18 protein-coding genes are annotated in these 19,118 nt (G+C 71.2%); 5 read left to right on the top strand and 13 right to left on the bottom strand.

Going from position 1 to position 19,118, the window contains the following annotated elements:
- Positions 1-3: 3 nt before the first annotated feature.
- The 9 genes from KIK05_RS01910 to KIK05_RS01950 form a co-directional block, all read right to left on the bottom strand.
- Positions 4-921, bottom strand: coding sequence for a carbohydrate ABC transporter permease (locus tag KIK05_RS01910; RefSeq protein WP_214408732.1), 918 nt, complete (start codon positions 919-921; stop codon positions 4-6).
- Positions 918-2,207: an ABC transporter substrate-binding protein gene (locus KIK05_RS01915; protein ID WP_214408733.1), complete on the bottom strand. Its 1,290-nt coding sequence runs from the start codon at positions 2,205-2,207 to the stop codon at positions 918-920. Before KIK05_RS01915 ends, KIK05_RS01910 begins: the two co-directional genes overlap by 4 nt.
- Before the next feature lie 13 nt (positions 2,208-2,220).
- The gene (locus tag KIK05_RS01920; RefSeq protein WP_214408734.1) at positions 2,221-3,570 is read right to left on the bottom strand and encodes an ABC transporter substrate-binding protein; all 1,350 of its coding nucleotides are present in this window, start codon (positions 3,568-3,570) and stop codon (positions 2,221-2,223) included.
- A gap of 27 nt (positions 3,571-3,597) precedes the next feature.
- Positions 3,598-4,467: a carbohydrate ABC transporter permease gene (locus KIK05_RS01925; protein WP_214408735.1), complete on the bottom strand. Its 870-nt coding sequence runs from the start codon at positions 4,465-4,467 to the stop codon at positions 3,598-3,600.
- Between the two features lie 12 nt (positions 4,468-4,479).
- The gene (locus KIK05_RS01930; protein ID WP_214408736.1) at positions 4,480-5,421 is read right to left on the bottom strand and encodes a carbohydrate ABC transporter permease; all 942 of its coding nucleotides are present in this window, start codon (positions 5,419-5,421) and stop codon (positions 4,480-4,482) included.
- Positions 5,418-6,470: an amidohydrolase family protein gene (locus KIK05_RS01935; RefSeq protein ID WP_214408737.1), complete on the bottom strand. Its 1,053-nt coding sequence runs from the start codon at positions 6,468-6,470 to the stop codon at positions 5,418-5,420. The genes KIK05_RS01930 and KIK05_RS01935 overlap by 4 nt, the downstream gene beginning before the upstream one ends.
- 2 nt (positions 6,471-6,472) lie before the next feature.
- Complete coding sequence (melA, locus tag KIK05_RS01940) at positions 6,473-7,765, bottom strand: alpha-galactosidase (protein ID WP_214408738.1); 1,293 nt, start codon at positions 7,763-7,765, stop codon at positions 6,473-6,475.
- 13 nt (positions 7,766-7,778) lie between these two features.
- Complete coding sequence (locus tag KIK05_RS01945; RefSeq protein ID WP_214408739.1) at positions 7,779-8,714, bottom strand: alcohol dehydrogenase catalytic domain-containing protein; 936 nt, start codon at positions 8,712-8,714, stop codon at positions 7,779-7,781.
- A gap of 94 nt (positions 8,715-8,808) precedes the next feature.
- Complete coding sequence (locus tag KIK05_RS01950; RefSeq protein ID WP_214408740.1) at positions 8,809-9,639, bottom strand: fumarylacetoacetate hydrolase family protein; 831 nt, start codon at positions 9,637-9,639, stop codon at positions 8,809-8,811.
- A 252-nt stretch (positions 9,640-9,891) separates the two neighbouring features.
- Between KIK05_RS01950 and KIK05_RS01955 the strand changes: the two genes are divergently transcribed.
- The 4 genes from KIK05_RS01955 to KIK05_RS01970 are packed head-to-tail and all read left to right on the top strand — an operon-like array spanning position 9,892 to position 14,338.
- A complete protein-coding gene (locus KIK05_RS01955) occupies positions 9,892-10,983 on the top strand; it encodes an alanine racemase (RefSeq protein WP_214408741.1) in 1,092 nt (363 codons plus the stop codon).
- A 44-nt stretch (positions 10,984-11,027) separates the two neighbouring features.
- Complete coding sequence (locus tag KIK05_RS01960) at positions 11,028-11,792, top strand: SDR family NAD(P)-dependent oxidoreductase (protein WP_214408742.1); 765 nt, start codon at positions 11,028-11,030, stop codon at positions 11,790-11,792.
- A gap of 15 nt (positions 11,793-11,807) precedes the next feature.
- On the top strand, positions 11,808-13,238 hold the full coding sequence (locus tag KIK05_RS01965) for an FAD-binding oxidoreductase (protein ID WP_214408743.1): 1,431 nt from the start codon (positions 11,808-11,810) through the stop codon (positions 13,236-13,238).
- Entirely contained in the window at positions 13,235-14,338 is a 1,104-nt protein-coding gene (locus KIK05_RS01970) for a (Fe-S)-binding protein (RefSeq protein WP_214408744.1), read from the top strand. The genes KIK05_RS01965 and KIK05_RS01970 overlap by 4 nt, the downstream gene beginning before the upstream one ends.
- A 57-nt stretch (positions 14,339-14,395) precedes the next feature.
- Here the strand turns inward: KIK05_RS01970 and purE are convergent, their stop codons facing one another.
- The 3 genes from purE to KIK05_RS01985 all read right to left on the bottom strand — a co-directional run bounded on the left by purE (position 14,396) and on the right by KIK05_RS01985 (position 17,144).
- Positions 14,396-14,908, bottom strand: a complete 513-nt coding sequence (gene purE, locus KIK05_RS01975) for a 5-(carboxyamino)imidazole ribonucleotide mutase (RefSeq protein ID WP_214408745.1) — start codon at positions 14,906-14,908, stop codon at positions 14,396-14,398.
- Positions 14,908-16,077 carry a 5-(carboxyamino)imidazole ribonucleotide synthase gene (locus KIK05_RS01980; protein ID WP_308249700.1) on the bottom strand — a complete coding sequence of 390 codons (1,170 nt, stop codon included), beginning with the start codon at positions 16,075-16,077 and terminating at the stop codon, positions 14,908-14,910. The genes purE and KIK05_RS01980 overlap by 1 nt, the downstream gene beginning before the upstream one ends.
- Before the next feature lie 65 nt (positions 16,078-16,142).
- Entirely contained in the window at positions 16,143-17,144 is a 1,002-nt protein-coding gene (locus tag KIK05_RS01985; RefSeq protein ID WP_214408746.1) for a DUF8094 domain-containing protein, read from the bottom strand.
- A gap of 189 nt (positions 17,145-17,333) precedes the next feature.
- Here KIK05_RS01985 and KIK05_RS01990 point away from each other — a divergent pair, with 189 nt between their 5' ends.
- A complete protein-coding gene (locus KIK05_RS01990; protein WP_214408747.1) occupies positions 17,334-17,858 on the top strand; it encodes a GtrA family protein in 525 nt (174 codons plus the stop codon).
- Here KIK05_RS01990 and KIK05_RS01995 read toward each other — a convergent pair.
- Entirely contained in the window at positions 17,842-19,113 is a 1,272-nt protein-coding gene (locus tag KIK05_RS01995) for a sensor histidine kinase (protein ID WP_214408748.1), read from the bottom strand. The genes KIK05_RS01990 and KIK05_RS01995 overlap by 17 nt on opposite strands.
- Positions 19,114-19,118 lie beyond the last annotated feature (5 nt).

The following is a 19,118-nucleotide window of genomic DNA, read 5'->3' on the forward strand; positions in this document are numbered from 1 at the left end:
GGCTCATCGGCCGGCCTCCCCTTGGCGTGAGTACCGCAGGGCCAGTCCCGAGACCGCCAGCGTCAGCACGAACAGCCCGTAGGCCACCGCCGCGCCGTAACCGGAGTGGAACAGCTGGAACGCCTGCTGGTACAGGTAGAACACGATCACCGTGGTCGAGTCCAGCGGCTGGCCCTTGGTCGTCGTGTAGACCAGGTCGAACAGTTGCAGGGCGCCGATGGTCTGCCAGATCAGCAGGAACACCGTGGCCGGCCGCAGCTGCGGCACGATCACGTGCCGGAACACCTGCGGGCCGCCGGCGCCGTCGACCCGGGCCGCCTCGGTGAGCTCGCGCGGGATGTCCTGCAACGCCGCCAGGTACACCACCGCCGGCAACCCGACCCCGCCCCACAGCGAGACCACCACCAGGACGAGCATCGCCTGGTTCGGGTCCTGCAGGAAACCCTGCCGCGGCAGCCCCATCGCCGCCAGCAGCGTGTCGGCGATGCCGAACTGCGGGTCGAACACGAAGTTCGCCAGGATGCCGGTGGCGGCGGCAGAGACGACGTACGGCACGAAGATGCAGGTGCGGTAGAAGCCGATCAGCCTGATGGGCCGGTTCAGCGCCAGCGCCAGCGGCAGCCCGGCGATCAGCGAACCGGGCACGAACAGCGCCGTGTACATCAGCGTGTGCCCGGTCGCGGCGAGCAGGTCCGGGTCCTCCAGCATCGCCCGGTAGTTGTCCAGCCCGACGTAGTCCCCGCCGGAGATCAGGTCGCCGTCCCGCAGTGACAGCAGCAGCGCCCACGCGGCCGGGAACAGCGACAACCCCACGATCACCAGCGTGGCCGGGCCGATGAACCCCCAGCCGGTCAGGTCGGGCAGCAGCCGGCGCGTCCCCACGCGCGCCGGCACCGGGCGCACGCCCACCGAGACGCTCACCGCGACCTGGCCAGGATCCGGTCGGACTGCTCGGCCGCCTGGTCCAGGGCCTGCTGCACCGGCATGCCCCCGACCAGCGCCCGGCTGATCGCGTCCCCCACCTTGGCCGACAGGTCCGGATACGCCTCGATCGCGGGACGCGCCCGCTTGGCGTTGTCCAGGTTGGCGGTGAACACGTCCACGTGCGGGAAGTCCTTCACGAACTTCTCGTACGCCGGCAGCGCCATCGTGGCCTTGCGCACCGGGAGGTTGCCCAGCCCCAGCGTCCACCGGGCGTCCTGCTCGGGCCGGGTGAGCCAGGTCAGGAAGTCGGCCGCCGCCTTGGCCCGGCGCGAGCCGTTGTCGAACACCACCCAGGTGTCCGGGCCCGCGATCGTCTCGTGGTTCCCCGCGTATCCCGGCAGGACCTGGACGCCGTAGGAGATCTTGTGCTCGATGAAGTTCAGGAGCGCCCACGGTCCGGCGATCACCATGCCGATCTTCCCGCTCTGGAACAGCGGCAGGAACTTCTCGCCGTTCTGGTCAAGGTAGACCGACTTGTCCTGGCGGGCCATCGCCTGCCACAGGCTGAGCGCCTGCGCGGTGGCCGGGGTGTCGAAGGCCGACTTCCTGCCGTCGGGGGAGACGATGGATCCGCCCTGCTGCCACAGCATGGGCCACAGCCGCCACGTCGTGTCCTCGCCCCCGGTGACCGGGTAGGCCGTGCCGTACACGCCCTTGTCGGGCGAGGTCAGCTTCTTGGCGGCGGCGCGGAAGTCGTCCCAGGTCCAGTCCTTGGACGGGTACGGCACCCCCGCCGCGTCGAACAGCTTCTTGTTGTAGACCACCCCGAGGTTGTCCACCACGGCGGGGATGCCGATGACCTTGCCCTTCACCTCGGCCACCGCCCGCTCCGAGGGCCAGAAGTCGTCCCAGCCGAACGCCGGGTCGTGCACGATCTTGGCCAGGTCGTACACCTTCGGGCTCTTGGCCAGGTGGGCCCCCCAGGAGCCGTACATGTAGGCGATGTCCGGGGCGTCCCCGCCCGCGAGCGCGGCCTGCACCTTCTGCAGCATGTCGTCCACGTTGGTGGTGCCGACGGCCGGCACGACCTGGACGCCCGGGTGGGTGCGGTTGTACTCGTCGGCGAGGTCGTGGACCACCTTGCCGGCGCTCTCGACCTGGCCGTGCCACCAGACCACCTTGACCGGCCCGGACGACTCCTCGGCCGGCGCCCCGCACGCCGTGAGCCCGGTGACGCAGATCGCGAGCGCCGCCAGCGTGCCGTGCAATCTCCTGATCCTCATGTCCGTCCTCCGGCTACTGGAACAGCCCGTTGACTTCGGCGTTCGCGGCCGTGAGCGAGGTCTTGGCGTCCGCCTTGCCCAGGTAGACGGAAGAGATCGCGTTGTCCATGATCTCGGCGATCTTGTCGGCGTTGTCGGTGATGGGCAGCAGGAAGGTGCCCTGCGGGTCCTTGGCCTCGTCCACGAAGGGCTTGACGTCACGTCCGGCCGCGGCGTGCGCGGCGAGGGCCTTGTCGGAGGAGGTGCCGATGGCGGGCAGCACCTCGGTGGTGGCGGCGATCAGGTCCTGGCACTCGGCCGAGGCGACGAACTTCACCCACTTCCAGGCCTCGTCCTTGTGCTTGGTGCCGGCGTAGATAGCGTCGGAGACGCCGTTGATCGGCGATCTGCGCCCCTGCGGGCCGGCGGGGAGCGGCGCCACGGCGAGCTTGAGCGTCTTGTTGTCCAGGTAGGACTTCGCCATCCAGGAGCCGGCCATGACCATCGCGGCCTTGCCCGACTGCAGCACCGCGTCGCCGCCGAGCGCCGACTGCTTGTCGTACGGCGGGGCGTACCCCTTCTTGATCAACCCGGCGAACCAGTCGACGGTCTCGGCCAGCTTGGGATCGTCGTAGTAGTACTTGGTGCCGAAGGGGTTCTTGTCCAGGTACTTGAAGCCGTTGCTGACCGCGAACCCCGCCCAGGAGGTCTGGCCGAGCGAGCCGGTGTTGTAGTCGGGGGCGATGCCGTACACCTTGACGTGGTTCTTGTCGAAGCCGGGGTCGGTGCCCTTGCGGCCCTTGTCGTCCACGGTCAGCGCGGCGATGGCCTTCTCGAAGGTGCCGCCGTCCGTGGGGTTCCAGGTCCAGTTCGCGAAGTCCGCCGTCTTCACCCCGGCCTTGGCGACCAGGTCCTTGTTGTAGAAGACGCCGACGGTGTCCCAGTCGAGCGGCAGCCCGTACCTCTTGCCGTCGCGCACCCAGACGTCGGCGAGCCCCTTCTGGTACTGGCCGAGGTCGACGCCGTCCCTGCTGACCAGTTCGCTGATGTCGAGCATCTGGTTGTTCTTGGCGAACTGGGGGAAGTAGGCGACCGAGTCGCGGAAGACGTCGGGGGCGGTGCCGGAGACGACCTGCGTGGTGAGGTTCTGCCAGTACTGCGCCCAGGCCACCGAGCTCATCTTGACGGTGATGTTCGGGTTCTTCTTGGTGAACGCGTCGGCGCACTGACGGTAGGCGGGAACCTGGTTGTCGGCCCACATGACGTAGGTGAGGGTGACGGGGCCGCCGCTCTCCTGCGCCGCGCCTCCGCAGGCAGCGGTGCCCGCGAGCAGGCCCGCGGTGACCACGGCGATGGGAGCGCGACGACGAACTGACCTGGACATTGGGGGGTCCTTCCTCTGACGAGGGTTTTACTTGATGCCCGTGAACTGCAGGGAGTTGGCCAGCCGCTTGCCGAAGACCAGCAGGAGCAGCAGCACGGGGAGGACGGACAGGGCCGAGCCGGCCATGAGGCCCGTCCAGTCAGGGCGGGAGTTCGGCGACTGCTGCAGGAAGACGCCGAGCGCGACGGTGAGCACCCGGTCGCCCTCCTCCTGGCCCACGAGCAGCGGCCAGAGGTAGTCCTTCCATGCCCATACGGCGTTGGTGATGGCGATCGTGATCAGCGGCCCCTTCGACATGGGCAGCGCCACGCGCCAGAAGATCGTCCACAGGCCCGCCCCGTCGATGAACGCGGCCTCCTCGACCTCGCGCGGCAGCGAGAGGAAGAACTGCCGCAGGAAGAACACGGTGAACGGGGTCATGAGCAGGCTCGGCGCGACGAGCCCGGCGAAGGTGTTGAGCAGCCCGAGCCCCCGCACCATGGCGAAGTTGGGCAGCAGCGTGAAGATCGGCGGGATCATCAGCGCCGAGACGAACAGCGAGAAGACCAGTTCCCTGCCCCGGAACCGGAGGCGGGCCAGCGCGTATCCGGCGAGCGCGCAGCACAGCGTCTGCACGACCACGATGAGGCCGGTGTAGACGACGGAGTTGCGCAGGTAGAGCAGGAAGTCGAGGGCCGCCCCCGATCCCCCGGCGGCCTGGGCCTCCGCGATCGTGGACAGGCCGAGCACCCGTTTGAAGTTCGCCAGGGTGAAGTGCCGCGGGATCAGGGAGAAGTTGTCGGAGAACAGGTGGTTGGCGTCGGTGAAGGCGGTGCGGACCATCCAGTAGAAGGGGAACACGGTGACCACGACGGCGACCGCCATCACCGTCCAGGCGAGGGCACGGCCAGCGCGCATGCGATCCGCCTCCTAGCCGAGATCCGATTTGGACGCGCGCATCAGGCGCATCTGCAGATAGGTGAGGGTGCCCAGGACCAGCACGAGGCTGAGGGCCATGGCGGAGGCGTAACCCATGCGGAAGTGGGTGAACGCCTCCTGGTAGATGTAGTAGTAGATGACCTTGGTGGCGTTGATCGGGCCGCCCTTGGTGGCGATCGCGATGGTGTCGAAGATCTGGAAGCACCCGATCACGGAGACCACCAGAACCAGCGCGAGGATGGGGCGCAGCAGGGGCAGGGTGACCCGGAAGAAGGTGCGGATCTCCCCCGCCCCGTCGATGGCCGCCGCCTCGTACACCTGGGCCGGGATCTGCAGCATCCCCGCGTACAGCAGCAGGGCGACGTAGCCGGCCGACGACCAGGTGGTGACGGCGGCGACGGTCGGCATCGCCTCGCCGGGCGAGCTGAAGAAGCCGTGGGTGCTCAGTCCCATGGAGGAGAGGAGCTGGTTGACGAAGCCGATGTTGGCGTCGAGAAGCCACAGCCACAGCAGCGCCGCCGAGACGTTCGGCACCAGCCAGGGCAGCAGCAGGGTCGCCCGCAGCACCACCGATTTGGTCAGCCGGTGCATCAGCGCGGCCAGCAGCAGCGCGAGGCTGAGCTGCCCGACCAGGTTGAGCACGGTGTTGTAGGCGGTGAGCAGCAGCGCCCGCCAGAAGAGCGGGTCGGTGGCCAGTTCGGCGTAGTTCCGCCCGCCGACGAACTCGGGGTCCGACAGCAGGTTCCAGTCGGTGAGGGAGATCCAGGCGCCGCGCACGCTGGGGTAGATGTAGAAGATCGCGAATCCGGCCAGCGCGGGGAGCATGAACAGCAGCGCCGCGCCGCCCTGGCCGCCCTCGGCGCTGTGCCGCCGCCGCGGCACGCGCAGGGCCGGGAGCGCGGTCGCGCTCCGGGCGGGCGCCTGGACGTTCATGCCAGCCTCGGGACGAGCCTGAGCGCGTTGCCGGTGTAGACCTGGCTGAGGACGTCGTCGGGCAGGTCGATGCCCGAGATGGTCCAGCGGCCCATCAGCGGCGGGTCGTCCAGCGAGTGGGCGAACGCCTCGTCGGCGGTCTCCAGGAAGCGGAAGTAGATCTTGTAGACGTCCGGGTGCGGCGGGATCTCGTCGGTGCCGAACAGGACCCGGTCGGGGTGGCGCAGGACGAGCTCCCGGGCGGCGCGCGGGGCCCGTCCGACCTCGGCGACTCGGGCGGCGATGTCGATGTGGAAGTTCGGGTGGTCGTCGAGCATCCTGCCGACCCAGCCGAGGTTCTCCGGCCAGCATCCGGCGTGCACGCCGATCACGGTGGTGGCCGGGTGGGCGGTGATCATCGCCTCCATGGCCTCCATCAGCCGCTCGAACGGCGGGAACCTCGGGCCGGAGAACGCCCAGTCGGGCCGGGCGGCCAGCAGTTCCAGGCGTTCGTTGCGCTCGTCGATGGGTTCGAAGAACGCGACGGGGTCGGCGGTGTGCAGGGCGATCGGGATGCCGAGCTCGCCCGCGGCCGCCCACAGCGGCGCGAGCCGTTCGTCGTCCAGCATGACGAGCTCGTCGTCGTGGTCGCGCACGTGCAGCCCGACGTCCTTCCAGACCTTCAGCCCGGCGGCGCCCTCGGCGACCGAGGCGCGCAGTTGAGCGGCCAGCCGCTCGCCGAAGCCCGGCTCGGCGGTCTGCGACCAGTCCACGTGGCAGAAGGTGGCGAAACGACCGGGGTAAGCCGCGTCGTACCGCTCGATGTTCTCGGCCAGCTCCCGGCCCCAGCGGCCGTCGAGGTTGACCATGCCGCGCAGGTTGAGCTCGTCCATCAGGTCCACCAGGGCCGGGACGTCCTTGACCATCCAGCCGCCGTCGTCGGTGAGCCAGCGGCCGAGGTGGATGTGGGCGTCGACGGCGGGCAGGCGGGCACGGTCGACCTGGTGGACGGGGACCCGGAGCTGCGAGACCGGGCGGTAGCTGGAGAGCGGGATGTCAGGAGTGCACATGGTCAGCCCCTGATGCCTTCCGGCAGCAGGTCGCCATGGGCGGCGATCAGCTCGTCGACCAGCTCGCGGATCCGCTGGACGGGCAGGCTGGCGGCGGTGTTCGGGTCGAGAAGGGCCGCCTGGTAGACGTGGTCGCGCCGGCCCTCCAGGGCGGCCTTCACGGTCAGCTCGCTGACGTTGAGCGTCACCCTGTTCAGGGCGGCGAGCTGGGTGGGCAGCTCCCCGACCATGATCGGCTGTACGCCCGCCCGGTCCACGTGGCAGGGCACCTCGACACACGCGTCGGCGGGGAGGTTGGAGATGAGCCCTCCGTTGCGCACGTTGCCGTGGATGAGCCGCGGGGTGCCCGTCTCGATGGAGTGGATGGCGAGCGAGGCCAGTTCGTCGCCGCGCTCGATCGTCACGCCCGCGCCCGCGTCGAGGGAGCGCTTCTGCTCCTCGTACTCGGCGAAGCCTTCGGCCAGCCAGTCGAGGTAGACGTTCACCGGGATGCGGTAGTGCTCGACCTGGTCGGCGCGGGAGAGGAACCAGGGCAGGTACTCCGAGCCGTGTTCGCTCGACTCCGTCGGGAAGTACCCGAAATTTCGGTATACCTCTACCCGGACGCGGCGGCGCAGCTCCGGATCCGCCTCGATGAGCTCGTCCAGCCGCCGGTACAGGTTCTCCCCGTTCCGCTCGAACCGCAGGACGAACGCCTGGTGGTTGACCCCCGCCGTCGTGAAGGAGATCTCCTCCTCCGGCACGCCCACCATGCGGGCCAGGGTCGACTGGGTGTCCCGCGCGGCGTGGCAGACGCCCACGACGTTGCGGAACGGCGTCCCCGCGTAGACCGACCACGGGATCATGGACATCGGGTTGGTGTAGTTGAACAGCACCGCGTCCGGCGCCAGCTCGGCCAGGTCGTTCCCCATCGCGACCATGACCGGGATGGTGCGGAGCGCGCGGAAGATCCCGCCGATGCCCAGCGTGTCGGCGATCGTCTGGCGGACGCCGTACCTCGCCGGGATCTCGAAGTCGCGCTTGACGGCGGCCAGCCCGCCGACGGCGATCTCGTTGATGACGTAGTCGGCGCCGTCCAGCGCGGGCCGGCGCTCGGCGTGCGCCTCGACCTTGGCGCCGACCCCCAGCTCGCCGACCATCCAGGTGGTCATCTTCTCGGCCACGGCCAGCCGCTCGGGGTCGATGTCGTGCAGCACGATCGTCGACTCGGAAAGCTCGGGGAAGGTCAGGATGTCGGAGAGCAGGTTCTTGGCGAAGGTGATGCTGCCTGCGCCGACCAGGACGATCCGGGCCATCGGGTACCTCGATTCAGGGGGTGAGCAGAGCCTTGACGGGGGTGGCGCGGCCGTTCATCAGCGAGGTGAAGACCTCGGCGCCCTCGGCCAGGGGGAAGGTGTCGACCCAGCTCAGGTCCCAGCCGCCGACCAGATCCACCGCCGCGGCGAAGTCGGCGTCACGGTAGGCGAAGGAGCCGAGCACCCGCTTCTCGCCGCGTACGAGGTCCGAGGCGTCGAACCCGGCGGTCGCCTCGGCCAGGCCGAGCCACACCGCGACCCCGCTCGGACGCACCCGGGCCAGCGACTGCTCGTGGGTCCCCGCAGCGCCCACGGCGTCGAACACCACGTCGTACTCGCCGGTCAGCTCGGGCACGGCCGCGTCGGCGCCGAGACGCCGCGCGATGGCGCGGCGTCCGTCGGCCCGATCGGCGATCTCGACGCTGCCGGCCCTGCCGGACATCGCGACCTGAAGGCAGGCGAGGCCGATGGCCCCGGCGCCGATGATGCCCACCTTCGCCCCTTCGGGGGCTCCGGCCAGCGCCCAGGCGTGGACGGCGTTGGCCACCGGCTCGACGACGCCCGCCGCCGTCCAGTCGAGCCCGTCGGGCAGCGGCGTCAGCGTGCCCGCGGGGACGGCCACCCGCTCGGCGAACCCGCCGGGCGTGTGCACGCCGACGATCCGCCGTTCCCGGCAGACGTTGCGCCGTCCCTGCGCGCAGAGGTCGCAGTGACCGCAGGAGAGGATCGGATTCACGATCACGGGCCGGCCGTCGTCCGTGCGGCCCGCGAACTCGTGGCCCATCACCAGCGGCGGCACCCGGAAGCCGGGCGACTTGACGCCGTGCAGCTCGCTGCCGCAGATGCCGGAGGCGACGACGTGCACCAGCACCTCGCCCGCTCCCGGCTCGGGCTCGGGCACGTCGCGCATCTCCACGACGCCGGGGCCGGTGAAAACCAGAGCCTTCACCGGGCCTCGCCGATGTGTGCGTGTCCCATGGGAACTCCTGTCTGATAGGTCGGGATGGACGAGGGGACGGTCACCGGGTCAGGTGCGGTGGCCGTCACCGGCTCGTCACCGGGTTGCGCAGGGTGCCGATGCCCTCGACGCTCACCTCGACCACGTCGCCGGGCCGCAGGGAGCGGCGCGGATCCATGAATTCGCCGCAGCCCCAGGGGGTGCCGGTCAGCACGACGTCGCCGGGTTCGAGGGTGAAGGCGCGGGAGCAGTAGGACAGCAGCTCCGCGACGCCGAAGAGCATCTCGGCGGTGCTGGAGTCCTGCACGGTCTCCCCGTTCACGACGGTGCGCAGCCGGAGCGACTGCGGGTCGCCGAGCTCGTCGGGGGTCACGATGACGGGGCCGAGCGGGCAGAAGGTGTCGAGACTCTTGCCGCGGGTCCACTGGCCGTCGGCGAACTGCAGGTCGCGGGCGGAGACGTCGTTGGCGACGGTGTACCCGGCCACGCCGGCGAGCGCCTCGGCCGGGCTCGCGTGGCGCAGCGGCGAGCCGATGACGGCCGCCAGCTCGACCTCCCAGTCGACCCGCTCGGTCAGCTCGCCGTCGATCACGATCGGATCGCCGGGGCCGATCACGCTGGAGGGGAACTTGGCGAACATCAGCGGGCGCTCGGGCTTCTCCATCCCGGCCTCACGGATGTGGTCGAGGTAGTTCAGCCCGATCGCCACGATCTTCCCTGGGCGCAGTGGGGCGACGGGCGCCGCGTGCGGGAGCGGCCGGGACGCCGCGGCGGCGGCCCGCCGGGTCTCCTCGGCTCCCGCGGCGAGCAGCGCCTCCAGCGGGGCTCCGGCGGGGACGTCCAGGGCGTGCCAGACCCCCTCGCGTTCCACCGCGACCTGCCGGGCTTCGCCGACGCGCACCGTGCCGAGCCTCATGACACCTCCGGATTCCGTATCGCAGAATGGCATTCTGAATGAGGGATAGAACACCACCCCCCAAACAGGACTGTCAAGGGCCGCCAGGGACATCCCAGTGACAAAGAGGTGACGGAGCACAAGGGCCGGCGAAGGCGCGTCACCTGGGAATGGGGTGAATATATTCCGGATTGCAGAATGCTGGACCGTTGAGTGGAACGAATGCTACGTTCGCCACGACTCGACGCACAGCCGAGAGAGGCGCCCTCACCGATGTATCCGGAACTCGACACCCCGTCGCTGGTCATCGACCTCGACGTAGTCCGGGCCAACGTGGCCGAGATGGCGAAGACCGCCGCCACGCACGGCGTCAAACTTCGCCCTCACATCAAGACCCACAAGATGCCCGAACTGGCCCGGATGCAGCTGGAGGCGGGCGCGACCGGCATCACCTGCGCCAAGCTGGGCGAGGCGGAGATCATGGCCGACGCGGGTATCGACGACATACTGGTCGCATATCCGATTTGGGGCGAGCCGAAACTGCGCCGCCTCGCCGCGCTGCGTGAACGCGCCCGGGTCCGGGTCAGCCTCGACTCCCCCGACGTCGCCGCCGGGCTCGGACGGCTCGGGCGAGAGACCGGGTCCCCCGTCGAGATCCTGGTCGAGGTCGACACCGGCCAGCACCGGCTCGGCCGTCCGCCCGGCCGGCCCACCGCCGACCTGGTCGCCGAGATCGCCGCGATCCCCGGCGTCGAGGTCGTGGGCCTGCTGACACTGGCCGGCCACTCCTACCACGCGCGCACGGCCGGGGAACTGGCCGAGGTCTCGCGACGCGAGGGCACCGACCTGGTGGAGACCGCCGAGATGTGCGCCCGCGACGGCATCGAGCTCCGCGAGATCAGCGTCGGCTCCACGCCCACCGCGAGGTACGTCGCGGGGGTCGCCGGGGTGACCGAGATCCGGCCGGGCACCTACATCTTCAACGACACGGCGATGATGCGGCTCGGCGTGGCGACCGAGGCGACCACGGGCGCCAGGGTGCTGACCACGGTGATCGCGCGATCGTCCGCCGAACGGGTCGTGTTCGACGCCGGCACCAAGTGCCTCACCTCCGACGGCGCCGGCACCCCCGGCTGGATCAGGGCGGTCGGCGTGCCCCACCTGCAGATGGACTTCCTCAACGAGGAGCACGCCGTGGCCCGCCTCGACCCCGGCGACGCCGCCGAGCTGCCCGTCGGCACCCGCGTCCAGCTCATCCCCAGCCACGCCTGCTCCGCCGTCAACCTCTTCGACGTCGCCTACGGCGTCGAGGGCGGCCGGGTCGTCACCGAGCTGCGCGTCGCCGCCCGCGGCGCGGTGCTCTGACGGACGGCGCGGCGGCACACGGTTCTTACGACAGGGAGGTCGCGATGCGGGGGCTCACCGGCAAGCGCGTACTGGTCAGCGGCGGCAGCAGCGGCATCGGCGCCGCCACGGCGCGCAGGTTCCTGCAAGAGGGCGCCAGGGTCGTCCTCGGCGGGCTCGACGCGGCCGAGGTCGAGCGGGCCGTCGCCGAGCTGGCGCCGCTCGGCGAGGTGAGCGGGGTGGCCGGCGACGTCTCCGCCGAGGCCGACGTCGCACGGCTGGTCGACGGCGCGGTCGCCGCGCTCGGCGGCGTCGACGTACTGATCAACAACGCCGGCGCCGCCTGGCGCGAGCCGTTCCTCGAGATCACCCCGGACAGCTGGGACCGCATCATCACCGTGAACCTGCGCGGCATGTTCCTGGTCGCCCAGGCCGTGGCGAAACGCCTGGTGGAGCAGGGCACCGGAGGGGTGATCCTCAACATGTCGTCCACGAACGGGCTCGGCGGGGAGGCCGACTACGCCCACTACAACGCCTCCAAGGCGGGGGTGCTCCTGCTCACCAAGACGATGGCGGTGGAGCTCGGCAGGCACGGCATCCGCGTGAACGCCCTGTGCCCCGGTTACATCCGCACCCCGCTGAACTCGGCGATCTCCGCCGGGCTCGCCGACGACTTCGTGTCGGCGTACGAACGCGACCACATCCCGCTCGGCCGGGCGGGGCTCGCCGAGGAGGTCGCCGCGGGGTACGCCTTCCTGGCCTCCGACGACGCGATGTTCATCCACGGCACCGAGCTCGTGATCGACGGCGGCCAGCTCGCCGTCATGTGACCCGAGAGGAACGTCATGACCACGACGCCGACGGGCACGCCCGTGACCGCCGCGTCCCCCGGGAGGCCGATCGACGCCGCCGTACTTCGCGAGCTGCGGGCGATCGTCGGCGCCGGCCACGTACAGCATGAGGACGGGGACGTCGCCGCCTACGCCAGGGACGCGACCCCGCTCTTCTCGGCCAGGCCCGGCGCCGTCGTCCACCCCGGTTCCACCGAAGAGGTGGCGGCGGTGCTCAAGCTGGCGAGCTCGCGGTCGATCCCCGTCGTCCCGCGCGGCGCCGGGTCCAACCTGTGCGCCGCGACCGTCCCGCTCTCCGGGGGCATCGTGCTCGTGCTGACCCGGCTCGACCGCATCCTGGAGATCGACACCGACGAGCTGCTCGCGGTCTGCCAGCCCGGCGTCACCTCCGCCGAGCTGGCCGGGGCCGCCGCCGCGCGCGGCCTGCTGTACGCGCCCGACCCCGGCAGCAGGACCGTCGCCACCGTCGGCGGCACCATCGCCACCTGCGCCGGCGGCCTGCGCGGCCTGAAGTACGGCGTCACGCGCAACTACGTGCTGGGCCTGGAGGCGGTGCTGCCGACCGGCGAGGTCATACGCACCGGCGGACGACTGTGGAAGGACGTCGCCGGCTACGACCTCACCCGCCTGCTGACCGGCTCCGAGGGCACCCTCGCGGTGATCACCGAGGCGACCCTCGCGCTCCTCCCGGCGCCCGAGAGCGGCGCCACGGGCCTGGCGTACTTCCCCACCCTCGCCGATGCCGGGCGTGCCGTGGCGCGGATCATCGGCTCCGGCCTCGTCCCCGCGACGCTCGAATTCCTGGACGCCAAGTGCATCGAGGCGGTGGAGGCCTACGCCCGGCTCGGGCTCAGGTCCGAGGCGGGGGCACTTCTGTTGTTCGGCGACGACGGCGACCCGGCCCTGGTCGGCCGCCACCTCGACCGCATGGCCGAGCTCTGCCTCGGCGAGGGGGCGCTGGAGGCCACCGTGGCGGGCACGGCCGCCGAGTCGGAGGCGCTGCTGGCCGCCCGGCGGTGCTCGCTGCCCGCGCTGTCACGGCTGGACTCGATCACCATCCTGGAGGACGCCAGCGTGCCCCGCCCGCGCATCGCCGAAATGGTCGAGCGCATCGACGCCATCGCCGCCCGCCACGACCTCACCATCGCCACCTTCGGTCACGCGGGGGACGGCAACCTGCACCCCACCTGCGTCACCGACGCGGCCGACGGCGACGCCGTCGGCCGCGCGCACCTCGCCTTCGGCGAGATCTTCCGGGCGGCGATGGAGCTCGGCGGCACCATCACCGGCGAGCACGGCGTCGGCGCCGCCAAGCTGCCCTACCTCACCGAGCGGCTCGGCACCGGTCAGATGGCCCTGCTGCGCCGCCTCAAGGCCGCCTTCGACCCCGCCGGCATCCTCAACCCCGGAAAGCTCGGCTCGTGAACCCCACCGCGCCGGACCCCGGCGACCCCGAGCGGACGGCCGGGCACGGGAACGTCTTCAGTCCCGAGTTGCTGGACCGCTGCATCTCCTGCGGCTTCTGCCTGCCGGCCTGCCCCACCTACGCGCTCACCAAGGACGAGACCTCCTCCCCGCGCGGGCGCATCACCCTCATGCGCGCTCTGGAGGACGGCACCCTGCCCGGCAACGACCTTCGGCTGCAGGAGGAGTCGAGTTTCTGCCTCGGCTGCCGCGCCTGCGAGACCGTCTGCCCGGCCGGGGTGCAGTACGGGGCGCTGCTGGAGGAGTGGCGCGACCACCAGTGGCAGGGCGCCCGGCGGCCGCTGATCGCCCGGTTGCTGATGTTCGCGGTGAACGCCCGCTGGCGTGTACGGCTCTTCGGCCTGTTCCGCCGGCATGCCCGCACCCGTCCGTCCCCCGAGGGTCCGCACCTGATGCTCGGCTGCTTCGAGCGGGCCCTGTACCCGAAGGTGAGCAGGGCCGCGCTGCGGCTTCACCCGGAGCTCTCGGCCCCGGCCTCGCAGGGGTGCTGCGGGGCGCTGCACGCGCACAACGGCGATTCCGAGCGCGGCAGGGAGCTGGCCCGTGAGCTGGGTGAACGGCTGCCCGGAGTGATCGTCACCACGTCCGGCGGATGCGCCGCCCATCTCGCCGGCGTGCTCGGCCGCGACCGGGTGAAGGAGATCTCGGAGTACGGGGCCGACGTCCCCGCGCGCGACGCCGGCGCGGGGCGCCCGCGCATCGCCCTGCAGGACTCCTGCCACTTGCGCAACGGCCTGGGCGTCTGGCGCGAACCCCGGGCGCTGCTCGAACGGATGGGCGAGTACGTCGAACTGCCCTCGGCGGGGAGCTGCTGCGGGGCGGCGGGCACCTACGCCCTCGTCCGGCCGCGGGACAGCCGCCGGGTCCTGGACGCGAAGCTCGACGAGATCGAGGCCGCCGGGGTCGACTACGTGGCGGTGGTCAACCCGGGCTGCTACCGCCAGCTCGACCAGGGCCTGCGCCGCCGCCGCTCGGCGGTGCGGGCCGTGCACCTGGCGGAGCTGGCGGCGGAACCGGGCGGCGAGCGCCGCCAGGGCTAGCCCTGTTCTCCGCACGCCGCCCAGGCTGTCCGGGCTCCCGCGGAGGATCAAGCCCGGCTACGTGCCGAGGGTGCGGGCCTCGGCACGCAGCCGCTCGCCCTTGGCGTACGCCTGCTGCTTGAGGTCGGCCTGGAAGGCGGCCATCTTCTCGCGCAGCCCCTCGTCGGCGGCGGCCAGGATGCGTACGGCGAGCAGGCCCGCGTTGCGGGCGCCACCGATCGCCACGGTCGCCACCGGCACCCCCGCCGGCATCTGCACGATCGACAGCAGGGAATCCATGCCGTCGAGGTACTTCAGCGGCACCGGCACGCCGATCACCGGGAGCGGCGTCACCGACGCCAGCATGCCGGGCAGGTGGGCGGCCCCGCCGGCCCCGGCGATGATCACCCGGAGGCCGCGCTCGGCCGCGCGCTCACCGTAGGAGATCATCTCCTGGGGCATGCGGTGCGCGGAGACGACGTCGGCCTCGAAGGGCACCCCGAACTCGCCCAGCGCCTCGGCGGCGAGCTTCATCACAGGCCAGTCGGAGTCGCTGCCCATGACGATGCCGACCGCGGGAGTGTCGGCCATCAGACGTACTCCCCCGTGGCGAGGTGGACGGCCGCGTGGCGGGCCCGGGCGCGGACCTCCTCCACGTCGGTGCCGAGCGCGGTGACGTGCCCGATCTTGCGGCCGGGCCGCACCTCCTTGCCGTAAAAGTGGATCTTCACGCCGGGGTCGTGCGCCATGACGTGCTCGTAGCGGCTGAAGATGTCGGGATCGTCGCCGCCGAGGATGTTGGCCATGACGACGACCGGCGCCGCCGGGGCGGGCGAGCCCAGCGGCAGGTCGAGCACCGCCCGCAGGTGCTGCTCGAACTGGGAGGTGCGGGCGCCTTCGATGGTCCAGTGGCCGCTGTTGTGCGGACGCATGGCGAGCTCGTTCACGACGACCTGGCCGCCGGGGAGCTGGAACATCTCGACGGCGAGCAGGCCGGTCACCCCCAGCTCGTTCGCGATCTTGAGCGCGATGTGCTGGGCGGACGCCGCCTGCTCCGGGTCCAGCCCGGGGGCGGGGGCGATCACCTCGACGCAGATGCCGTCCTGCTGGACGGTCTCGACCACGGGGTAGCTCACGCCCTGGCCGTGCGGGGACCGGGCGACCAGGACGGCCAGCTCGCGCTCGAACGGCACGAACGCCTCGGCGAGCAGCTCGGTGCCGCTGGCGAGGACCTCCGCCGCGTCGTCCTCCGATCGGCAGACCCAGACCCCGCGGCCGTCGTAGCCGCCGCGCACGGCCTTCAGCACCACGGGCCAGCCGTGCTCCTTGCCGAACGCCTCCAGGTCGTCGGCGGAGGACACCCTGGCCCACGCCGGGCACGGGGCGCCGATCGCGGTCAGCCGCTCGCGCATCACGGCCTTGTCCTGCGCGTGCACGAGCGCGGCGGCCCCGGGGTGGACGGCGAAGCCGTCGGCGGCCAGGGCCTCGACGTGGCCGGTCGGCACGTGCTCGTGGTCGAAGGTGATCGCGTCGCAGCCCTGGGCGAACTCGCGCAGCACGGCGAGGTCGCGGTAGTCGCCGAGCCGCGTGTCGGTGATCACGCGGGCGGCGCTCTCGTCGTGGGTGTTGGCGAGGACGCGCAGCTCGACGCCGAGGGCGATGGCGGCCTGCTGTGTCATGCGGGCGAGCTGGCCCGCGCCGACCATGCCGACGACGGGCCCGATCGGAGGTGTTTCCCTCCTGGTCACAACACTGGTCACAGCGTCAAACCCTACCTAGGGCGACCGAGTGGCCGTGATGGCGGTTCCCCGGCGGCGGGACGGCGTCACAGGGTGATGTCGGCCAGGCCCCGGGTGAGGGCGGCGGTGGTCATCCTGCCGTCCGTGCCGACCTCGGTGGCGAGCATGACGACCTCGGTGGTGTGCGTCGTGGCGGGTCCGCTCCTGCCGGTGAACCGCCGTACCGCGTCCGCCCCGAAGAGCGGGTGGGCGAGCCTGCCGGACCCTTTCTGCTCGTAGACGATCCTGATGGCGTGGAAGACCAGCGCCCCGCCGCCCTTCAGCCCGAGCGCCCTGACCTCTCCCGGGACGAGCTGGACGTCGCAGGTCAGCCGGTCCGGCCGTACGGTGGACGGCTTCTTCACCAGCTCGGCCAGCAGATCTTCGACGGGGTCCCCCGAGGCGAAGCGCACGCCGCTGAGCCCGGCGGGGTCGGACAGGAAGGCCAGGTGCTTCTGCGGCACCAGGCGCGCCCGCAGGCCGTCCTCGGGGTCGTCGCCGGGCACGACGCGGGTCACGTCCTCGGTGTCCAGTTCGGGAGCCTTCCCTAGCAGCCGGATGGGCCCGTACGCCAGCCGCCAGCGGTCCTGCTCGTAGGCGAAGACGAAGTAGGACGGCCGGGGCCTGCGGGCGAGCGCGGCGAACCACGGGTGCTCGACGGGACGGTCGGGCAGGAAGTAGACCACGTCGTCGTAGGCGACGGGAGGGGGAACCGGGCGGCCGTTCCGGGTCGCCTCGCAGGCACGGCCGCCCAGTTCGCTCGCGGCCGACGTCGTCAGGAAGAGGATCTTGGTGCAGTCACGCGCCTTCCGGGCGTCGTCGAGATCCTTCAGCAGGCCGAACGCCGCTGCCGCCTCGTCGGGTCCGACGGTGCGGGTGGGGGAGATCACGGCGGGCTCGGGCGTCGGCGCCGGCCGGTCGTCGGCCCGCGCGCCGCATCCCGCCAGCAGGAGGGCACCGGCGACCAGGGCGGCCGTCCGGGGCCGTCGCGCCGCCCGATGTCCTGGCCGCCGAACCTTTCGTAATCGTGAGGACGCGTCGCGCAGCACGCTTGGAGCCACCTCTCCGGGGCATACCTTTGCGATCTGCGGCGCAGCCTAGCGCACCATGTCAGTTACTAGCCGTGAAAGTCACGATATTTCGCTAAATGGTCTTAATGTTCAGGTCGCGCGTCCCGACACGAGGGCGGCCCGTCCCCCGGTAACCTGAAGGGGCTCCAGTTCCCAGGAAGGACCGTTGTGCAGCTTATTCGACGCCTGTATGACAGGTTCTCCTCGCTGTTCCACGAGCTCGCGAAGTTCGGCGCGGTGGGAGCCGTCGCCTTCGTGGTCGACACCGGCGGCACGAACCTCCTGCGCTACGGAGCCCATCTCGGGCCGGTGACCTCCAAGGTCATCGCCACGGTGATCGCCGCCACCCTGACCTACCTCGCCAACCGCTTCTGGACCTGGCGGCACCGCGAGAAGTCGGGTCTCGCCCGCGAATACTTCCTGTTCTTCATGCTCAACGGTATCGGGCTGCTGATCTCGGTGCTCATCATCGGGTTCGTCGAATACACGCTCGAATTGCGCACCTTGCTCGCCTACAACGTCTCGATCGTGATCGGCACCGCGCTCGGCACCCTGTTCCGCTACTGGTCGTACAAGAAATGGGTGTTCCTCCCGCCGGAGCTGCCTCCCGTCGACCCGCACACCGGGCTCCCCGAGACCGGCGCGAGCGCGTCGGCCACTCCCCAAGCCGGCCCGGTCACGCAGGCCCGCTGACCACCCGGTGCCGCGCGGCCTGCTCGGCGTGCCGCAGGAACAGCGCGAAGACGGCCGGCTGCGACCGTACGAGCTCCAGACGCCCGCCGTCGGAGGCGGTGAGCGCCCGGGCCAGCGTCAGGCCCAGCCCGGTCCCTCCCGCGCCGCTCACGTTGCGCTCGAAGACGCGCGCCCGCAGATGCTCGGGGATGCCGGGCCCCTCGTCGGCCACCTCGATCACCACGGACCTGTCGGAACTGCCGGTGGTGATGGTCACCGGGCCGTCACCATGCTCCAGGGAGTTCTCCAGCAGCGTCGACACCACCTGGCTCAGCCCGCCCTTGCTGACCAGCGCGCGCAGCCCGCGGTCCCCCTCCAGGTGCAGCGACCGCCGTGACCTGCGGAACGCCGGCTCCCATTCGGTGATCTGCTGACGCAGCACCTCGTCGAGCGAGATGGCCTCGGCCTGGGCGTGGCGCTGCCTGCGGGCGGCGGCGAGCAGCTCGTCGATGACCGCGGTGAGCCGTTCGGCCTGCACGATCGCCGCCTCCCCCTCCTCACGCACGATCGTGGGCTGGTCGGCGGCGGCGACGATCTCCTCCAGCCGCATGGTGAGCCCGGTGAGCGGCGTCCGCAGCTGGTGGGAGGCGTCGGTGGCGAACTCGCGCTCGCGGCTGAGCAGGTCGGCGATGCGGGTCGCGCTGCGGTCGAGCACCTCGGCCACCCGGTCGAGCTCGGGTATCCCGTACCGGTGCCTGCTCGGCCGTGCCTCACCTGAGCCCAGCCGCTCCGCGATCCGCGCCAGATCCTGGAGCGGCAGGGTCAACCGGCGTGACTGCACGACGGCGAGCGCGACCGCGACGGCGAGCGCCAGGCCCGCCAGCGCGACGATGAGCAGGAGCCATCCATGGATGTTCCGCTCCACTTGGGCTCGGTCCCGCGTTATCCGGACGTAGACCCCGCTCTCGGAGTGGGTCTCCTCGGTCATCTGGCGGTCGGGGGGCGGTTCCGTGCCGACGATGACGGTCGGGCTGTTCCGGATGAAGATCTGGACGTACCTGTTGGGATACTGCCGCTGGAGCTCGTCGGGATCGATCGGCCGATCCTCGATGCGGGCGTATTCCACCTGGCTCAGCAGCAGCGTCGCCTGGGCCCGGAGCTGTTGGACCGCCTCGTCGTCGATGAGGCGGGTCACCACCAGGCCGAGCGGCACCCCCAGCAGCAGGACCGCGATGGCCGCGACCACCAGGGTCGAGGACAGCAACCTCCGGCGCATCTAGC

Source organism: Sphaerisporangium fuscum (assembly GCF_018531465.1).
In the GTDB taxonomy this organism is placed as follows: Bacteria; Actinomycetota; Actinomycetes; order Streptosporangiales; family Streptosporangiaceae; genus Sphaerisporangium; species Sphaerisporangium fuscum.

Coding starts and splice junctions, on each gene's coding strand:
- KIK05_RS01915 (WP_214408733.1), bottom strand. CDS start 2,207: ATGAGGATCAGGAGATTGCACGGCACGCTGGCGGCGCTCGCGATCTGC.
- KIK05_RS01920 (WP_214408734.1), bottom strand. CDS start 3,570: ATGTCCAGGTCAGTTCGTCGTCGCGCTCCCATCGCCGTGGTCACCGCG.
- KIK05_RS01925 (WP_214408735.1), bottom strand. CDS start 4,467: ATGCGCGCTGGCCGTGCCCTCGCCTGGACGGTGATGGCGGTCGCCGTC.
- KIK05_RS01930 (WP_214408736.1), bottom strand. CDS start 5,421: ATGAACGTCCAGGCGCCCGCCCGGAGCGCGACCGCGCTCCCGGCCCTG.
- KIK05_RS01935 (WP_214408737.1), bottom strand. CDS start 6,470: ATGTGCACTCCTGACATCCCGCTCTCCAGCTACCGCCCGGTCTCGCAG.
- melA (WP_214408738.1), bottom strand. CDS start 7,765: ATGGCCCGGATCGTCCTGGTCGGCGCAGGCAGCATCACCTTCGCCAAG.
- KIK05_RS01950 (WP_214408740.1), bottom strand. CDS start 9,639: ATGAGGCTCGGCACGGTGCGCGTCGGCGAAGCCCGGCAGGTCGCGGTG.
- KIK05_RS01955 (WP_214408741.1), top strand. CDS start 9,892: ATGTATCCGGAACTCGACACCCCGTCGCTGGTCATCGACCTCGACGTA.
- KIK05_RS01960 (WP_214408742.1), top strand. CDS start 11,028: ATGCGGGGGCTCACCGGCAAGCGCGTACTGGTCAGCGGCGGCAGCAGC.
- KIK05_RS01965 (WP_214408743.1), top strand. CDS start 11,808: ATGACCACGACGCCGACGGGCACGCCCGTGACCGCCGCGTCCCCCGGG.
- purE (WP_214408745.1), bottom strand. CDS start 14,908: ATGGCCGACACTCCCGCGGTCGGCATCGTCATGGGCAGCGACTCCGAC.
- KIK05_RS01995 (WP_214408748.1), bottom strand. CDS start 19,113: ATGCGCCGGAGGTTGCTGTCCTCGACCCTGGTGGTCGCGGCCATCGCG.